This window comes from Lactococcus sp. UBA7128, assembly GCF_002492185.1.
GTDB classification, from domain to species: Bacteria; Bacillota; Bacilli; order Lactobacillales; family Streptococcaceae; genus Lactococcus; species Lactococcus muris.
On record NZ_DKXK01000023.1, the window covers coordinates 58,842 to 65,697 of the forward strand.

7 protein-coding genes are annotated in these 6,856 nt (G+C 38.7%); all 7 read left to right on the forward strand.

Annotated features, from left to right (window positions below; all coding sequences use genetic code 11):
* The first annotated feature begins 58 nt into the window (after positions 1-58).
* The 7 genes from B4H39_RS03180 to B4H39_RS03210 all read left to right on the forward strand — a co-directional run bounded on the left by B4H39_RS03180 (position 59) and on the right by B4H39_RS03210 (position 6,744).
* The gene (locus B4H39_RS03180; RefSeq protein ID WP_271327898.1) at positions 59-1,204 is read left to right on the forward strand and encodes a cystathionine gamma-synthase; all 1,146 of its coding nucleotides are present in this window, start codon (positions 59-61) and stop codon (positions 1,202-1,204) included.
* Between the two features lie 106 nt (positions 1,205-1,310).
* A complete protein-coding gene (locus tag B4H39_RS03185; RefSeq protein ID WP_251420623.1) occupies positions 1,311-1,859 on the forward strand; it encodes a DUF6036 family nucleotidyltransferase in 549 nt (182 codons plus the stop codon).
* Positions 1,860-2,141: a hypothetical protein gene (locus B4H39_RS03190; RefSeq protein ID WP_251420626.1), complete on the forward strand. Its 282-nt coding sequence runs from the start codon at positions 1,860-1,862 to the stop codon at positions 2,139-2,141.
* Positions 2,142-2,202: 61 nt separating this feature from the next.
* Positions 2,203-3,576 carry a M24 family metallopeptidase gene (locus tag B4H39_RS03195; protein ID WP_251420628.1) on the forward strand — a complete coding sequence of 458 codons (1,374 nt, stop codon included), beginning with the start codon at positions 2,203-2,205 and terminating at the stop codon, positions 3,574-3,576.
* A 234-nt stretch (positions 3,577-3,810) separates the two neighbouring features.
* Positions 3,811-4,374 (forward strand): alkyl hydroperoxide reductase subunit C, encoded by a 564-nt coding sequence (ahpC, locus tag B4H39_RS03200; RefSeq protein ID WP_251420630.1) that lies wholly within the window; start codon positions 3,811-3,813, stop codon positions 4,372-4,374.
* A 59-nt stretch (positions 4,375-4,433) separates the two neighbouring features.
* Positions 4,434-5,963, forward strand: a complete 1,530-nt coding sequence (gene ahpF / locus B4H39_RS03205) for an alkyl hydroperoxide reductase subunit F (protein ID WP_251420632.1) — start codon at positions 4,434-4,436, stop codon at positions 5,961-5,963.
* A gap of 163 nt (positions 5,964-6,126) precedes the next feature.
* Positions 6,127-6,744 (forward strand): FMN-dependent NADH-azoreductase, encoded by a 618-nt coding sequence (locus B4H39_RS03210; RefSeq protein WP_251420634.1) that lies wholly within the window; start codon positions 6,127-6,129, stop codon positions 6,742-6,744.
* The last annotated feature ends 112 nt before the right edge of the window (positions 6,745-6,856 follow it).

The window sequence follows — 6,856 nt, forward strand, 5'->3', positions numbered from 1 at the left end:
AAAGAAATAAACTGTATTATAATGAATGAATAATTAAAGAGAGGGGACTCTATCAGAGGTGAAGATAAAAACAAAAATGATTCATGGGGGAATCAGTGAAGATGCTACCAGCGGAGCTGTTTCAGTCCCAATCTATCAAGTATCAACCTATAAGCAAGAGGGACTAGGACAGCCCAAAGCTTATGAATATTCAAGGTCGGGAAATCCAACGCGTCATGCTCTAGAATCACTTATTGCAGATTTAGAAGGAGGCGTGCGCGGTTTTGCATTCGGTTCAGGATTAGCAGGGATTCATGCTGTTCTCTCAATTTTTAAGGCAGGCGACCATATCATTATGGGCAATGATGTTTATGGTGGTACTTTCCGTTTGATGGACAAAGTCATGCAGAACTTTGGGCTAGAGTATGATCTGGTTGATTTAACAGATTTTTCTGCACTAAACAAGGCGATAAAGCCTACCACCACAGCCCTCTATTTTGAAACACCTTCAAATCCTTTGATGAAGATTTTAGATATACGACAACTTACAGAAGTTGCACAAGAAAATAATCTTATCACAATTGTAGACAATACTTTTGCTACGCCGTATTTTCAGCGCCCTTTAAGTTTGGGGGCAGACATCGTTCTTCATTCAGGAACAAAGTATTTGGGAGGACATTCGGATGTGGTATCAGGCTTGGTAACAACAAACGATACAAACTTGGCAGAGCGTATTGGTTTTATGCAGAACTCTATCGGGGGTGTTTTAGGACCGCAAGACAGTTGGTTGGTTCAGCGAGGAATAAAAACTTTAGCACTTCGTATGGAAGCTCACGCAACGAATGCCCAGAAAATTGCAGAATTTCTGGAGAAAAGCCCACAAGTGAGCAAAGTCTACTATCCAGGACTCTCTACAGATTCTGGATATGAAATTGCCTCTAAACAGATGTCAGGATTTGGCGGAATGCTCTCTTTTGAGCTCCAAGATGAAAGTAAAGTAAAATATTTTGTCGAATCTCTAAAATATTTTACTTTGGCAGAATCACTGGGTGGTGTTGAAAGCTTGATTGAGGTTCCAGCGGTAATGACACATGCTTCAATACCAAAACATCTTCGAGAAGCAGTGGGCATCAAAGATGGATTAATCCGCTTGTCTGTAGGGATTGAAGATATTCACGACTTGTTAGAAGACTTACAAACTGCATTTGAAATAATAAGGAATTAAAACGCCAAAAGGTGTTTTTTTGTTTTAAAAGATAAAAAACTCTTTTTTTATACGCTGCTATATGCTATAATCAAAAGGAGAGATTTCAAAAGAAAGTATATGATTTATGAATTATGATAAGTTGTTTACACGTTTGAATGAAAAGCTGTCAGAAAATGACATCCATCTGAATTTACAATGTGTGGGTGGCTTTGTGCTTGAGTATCACGGTTTAAAAGCTACTGAAGATATCGATGCTTTCTATGAATCCACTTCCAAAGTAGAAGAAATTATTGCAGAGATTGGCCAAGAATTTCATGTAGGAACTGTGAACGAGCCTTGGCTAAGTCATTCGATTGGACAAATCATGTCTTTTTCTGAACAGGATAGGGTCTTGATTTTTAAGGCAAGCCATCTTGAAGTTTATCTCTCTTCACTTCAATCTGTTTTGATTGATAAGATTCAGGCGGGAAGAGAGAAGGACATTCCTGATATTGCACAAATCATGAAAAAATTAAAAATAGAAAGTCCAGATACTTTACTTGATTTGTTGGAAAATTATTCGGAAGGAACATCCGATCCTGCAGTTGTTTTAGAAGCCTACAGTATCGCTTATGGCAAAGAGGCTTTGAAAAATTATTTACGAGAAAAACCAGAACTTTTGAGGTTGTTATAAATGAGTTGGAAAGAATACTTTGAAGCTGCTGCTAAAAAATCTAGAGGAGATGCACGGCTTTGGCTCCGCTATTTGAACAAGGCAATTCAGCGAAATCAGATTTTTTTGTCCCCAGAAGAGATTGATTACCTCGTTCATTCTGAGGCACTCTCACATTTTCAGCGTATCTTTCTCTCTTTAGCAGTTGAGGAAGGCACAAAAGCTTGGGAAATGACAGTTTCCTTGTCCGAGCCTTCGCAGTTTTCACATTTAAAGTCTGTTTTAAAAGAATTAAAAAATTAATATCACTAAGTACGGAATTGCTTTTTTAGGCAATTCTTATTTTTACAAAAAGGAGCGAAAATTGATTCAGCTTAAGCAGATTAAAGCCCCAGCTATTGAAAACAAGTTAAGTCCAGTTTCCTTGACTGATGAAACGATGGCTTTTAGAAAAACTGCTTTACTCGGAAAAATGCGAGAAAAAGGCTATGACAGTTTGGTTATTTATGCTGATCTGGAACATGGGAGTAACTTTGAATATTTAACAGGTTTTCTTCCACGTTTTGAAGAAGCACTACTCATTCTTCATGTGACTGGTGAGGTTTACATGGTATTGGGCAATGAGAATTTGAATAAAGCAAGTAAGGCAAGACTTTTAGCTAAAGCCATACACATGCCACATTTTTCCTTGCCTAATCAGCCCATGCCTAAAAAAGGAACAGTGGAGGAAATTTTGGGTCAATGTGCTTTGGAAAATTCAAAGAAAATTGGTCTTGTAGGCTGGAAAAATTTCACCAGTTTCACGGAAGATAATGCCCAACTTTTTGAACTTCCTTACTATCTGGTTCAGGCTCTAAAAAATTTATATCCCAAGGTATTAATGGAAAATGCTACACAACTTTTCATTGGTGAAGGCGGCATACGCACTAGAAACAATGCTAATGAATTTGCGCATTATGAGTTTGGCGCAGCATTAGCAGGGCGCTGTATTTTGCAGACAATGGATCAAGTGGAGGTTGGAAAGACAGAGATGGAAGTTGCGAAGAGTCTCTCTGATCTGGGTCAGGATCATAGTGTTGTTACAATTATGGCTACTGGTGAGCGGTTTGAAAAAGCGAATATCTATCCGGGGTCTAAAGTTATCAAAAAAGGCGATAGACTGTCTATGACAACAGGTTATAAGGGAGGTCTTCAAAGTAGAGGCGGATATGCTGTAAGCAAACTTTCAGAGTTACCTGATGCTGAAAAAGATTATTTGGAAGTTGTAGCTAAACCTTATTTTAATGCTGTGAAAACATGGTTGGAAACAGTTAAAATCGGAATGTTAGGCCAAGACCTGTATAATAAAGTCGAAGAAGTTCTCCCCAAAGAAAAATATGGTTGGACCTTAAATCCAGGGCATCTGATAGCTGACGAAGAATGGCTGAGCTCTCCTATTTATCCAGCGTCAACAGAAAAGTTGAAGAGCGGAATGCTTTTCCAAATTGATATCATTCCTTCTGTACAGGGATATGCCGGCGTAAGCTGTGAAAGTGGTATTTTCTTAGCAGATGAAAAACTAAGAGCTGACATCCGTCAAATGTATCCCGAAATCTGGCATAGAATTCAGAAACGCAGAAAATATATCCAAAATGAGCTTGGTATTTCCCTTTCAGAAGAAATTCTTCCTACAAGTAGTGCAACAGCCTATTTACGCCCCTTTATGTTAGATAAGTACTTAGCATTCACTGCAAGATAAAATTTTTCCCCTAGCGGGATTTTTTGTTTTATAAAATAATCAGAACATTATCAATTATCCTTTTCTCAATCACAAAAGTGCTGTTTACGGTTATAAAGCAAGAGTGTAATAATTCAGAAGCATTAAGCGGTTTCATTTGTTCCGAAATTATGAACAGATTCTTTGACTAACACTCAGCATTTTGTAATAATTATTAGGGAACAAAAAATAATAGAAAAATTGGAGAGAAAATCTATGTCACTAATCGGAAAAGAAGTTGAACCATTTGTTACTGAAGCTTACCAAAATGGGAAATTTTTAACGGTCAATTCAGATGATTTTAAAGGAAAATGGAATGTTATTGTATTTTATCCTGCAGATTTCTCATTTGTTTGTCCAACAGAACTAGAAGACTTGCAAGAACAATACGCTACTCTTAAAGAACTAGGTGTTGAAGTTTATTCATGTTCAACAGACACACACTTTGTCCATGCTGCGTGGCATGAACACAGTGAAGCTATCGGGAAAGTAGAATACCCAATGCTTGCTGATCCTTCCCAAAAAATTTCTCGTATTTTTGATGTTTTAGATGAAACATCTGGTTTATCACAACGTGGTTCATTTATCATTGACCCAGACGGAGTCGTTCAAGCTGTAGAGATTACAGCAGATGGGATTGGTCGTGATGCGAGCCAGTTGGTAGACAAGGTGCGTGCAGCACAGTATATCCGTAATCATCCAGGAGAAGTGTGTCCTGCAAAATGGAAAGAAAATGCCGAAACACTGACACCTGGCTTGGACTTGGTTGGTAAGATTTAATTTAAGAAGGCGAAGTAGCTTACTCGCCTTTTTTAAGCTAAAAAGAATGGAAAGAAAAAATGTTAGAAGAGAATCTTAAAGCACAACTTAAGCAATATTTAGAACTTTTAGAAAATGATATCGCCTTGCGCGTAAAAGCAGATGAAAATGATACGAACGGTAAAAAAGTCCGTGATTTTGTCAATGAGATTGCGGAGATGTCACCTCGTATAAGTGTCGAGGAAGCAAAATTGGTAAAAGCTCCTGGATTTGCTGTGGTACGTAAGGGCGAGATGCGAGGTGTTGCCTTTGCCGGTATTCCCTTAGGGCATGAATTTAATTCACTCGTTTTGGCGCTTTTGCAAGTTAGTGGTCGCGCACCTAAGATTGAAGAAGACCTTAAAAAACGTATTCAAGCTATAGATAAGCCTTATCACTTTGAAACTTACGTCAGCTTGACTTGCCATAACTGTCCAGACGTTGTACAGGCTCTGAATATTATGAGTGTACTTAATGAAAATATTACACACACGATGATTGAGGGCGGCATGTTCCAAGAAGAAGTAAAATCTCGAGGTGTGATGGCAGTCCCAACAGTCTTTGTTAACGGTGAAGAATTTTCAAGTGGTCGTATGAGCCTTGAAGAGATTTTAAACAAACTCCTTGGTGAGGCCGGCAGTGAAGAATTTGATAAGAAAGAACCGTACGATGTTCTTGTTGTTGGTGGTGGACCAGCAGGTGCCAGTGCAGCTATTTATGCAGCGCGTAAAGGAATACGTACGGGTATCTTAGCTGAAAAATTTGGTGGTCAGCCATTAGAAACCTTAGGTATTGAAAACTTTATCGGCACAACCTATACTGAAGGTCCTAAGCTGGTCGCACAGCTTGAAGAACATGTAAAATCTTATCCTACAGACATTATGAAAACACAAAAGGCGGTGAAATTAGAGAAAAAAGATCTGCTTGAAGTGACACTAGAAAATGGCGCAGTTCTTCAGTCTAAAACAGTTGTACTATCAACTGGAGCACGCTGGCGTTCACTCGGAATTCCGGGAGAGGAAGAATTCAAAAATAAAGGAATAGCTTATTGTCCACACTGTGATGGACCAATCTTCGCAGGCCAAAAAGTTGCCGTAGTTGGGGGCGGAAATTCTGGGATTGAAGCAGCCATTGACTTAGCTGGTGTAGTTGAGCACGTGACTGTTTTAGAGTTTTTACCAGAGCTTAAAGCCGATAAAGTTTTACAAGAAAAGCTGTATTCTCTGGACAACGTAACTGTTCTGACCAATGTCGAAACAAAAGCTATTCATGGTAAGGGCAAGGTCGAAAGTTTAGACTATGTCAATCGCGAAACACAAGAAAAGGTAACTCTTGAACTGTCAGGTGTCTTTATCTTAATCGGACTAGTACCAAATACTGAATGGCTTGACGGTGTTGTTGACCGTACAGCACGGGGCGAAATTATCGTCGATAAGCAAGGGGCTACTAATGTTCCTGGCGTGTTTGCTGCGGGAGACTGTACAGACTCTGCTTATAAACAAATTATTATTGCAATGGGAAGTGGTGCTACTGCAGCTTTGGGTGCATTTGATTATTTAATTCGCCACTAAAATCAAAAGCCATCTTGACATTTTTCAAGGTGGTTTTAACGTTTACAGATTTGTGCTGAATTTCACATATTAAAATTATAGCCTTTCAAAAATGTTTTTGATATAATGATAAAGTAATATTGTTTACATATGTAAATTAAATAAAATCTTGGAGGATTTATTGATGACGAAATTACTTGTTGTAAAAGGGCATCCTTTGACAGCTGAAGACAGCTTCTCAATCAAAGGTTTGGATGCTTTTGTATCTGCTTATAAAGCCGCAAATGCAGGAGATGAGGTAGAAGTGCTCGATGTCTTCTCAGCCAATATCCCTGAAATTGATCAAGACATGGCTTCGGCTTTCATTGCCATGCAGAATGGTGTAGAATTTACTGCCCTATCTGAATCACAACAAGATAAAGTTTCACGTTTTGGTGCCTTTACAGAGCAATTCCTTTCAGCAGATAAAGTAGTCATTGCTAGTCCATTATGGAACCTTATGGTTCCTGCTAGCCTTAAAAAATGGATTGATACAGTCAATGTTGCGGGTAAAACTTTCCGTTACACGGAAGAAGGCCCGAAAGGTTTGGCAACAGACAAGAAAGTACTGTATCTACAAGCCAGCGGTGGTTTTTATAATGGACAAGATACAGGCACTCAATATATGAAAGCGATTTTTGAATTTATCGGGACAGATTTTAGTTCTCTGAGTGTCGAAGGCCATGCTTATCAGCCTGAAAAGGCAGAAGAATTCTTGTCTGAATTTCTTAGCAAAGTAGAAGCAGCAGCCAAGGAATTTTAAGATTTGAAAGGCCAAAGTTATTGGTACAAATATTGTTTATCCTAGCGCCAGATAAAAATATTGCTTTGTGGAAGTAGAACAATAAAAACGGCTCTGTCAACTCTGCGGTGGT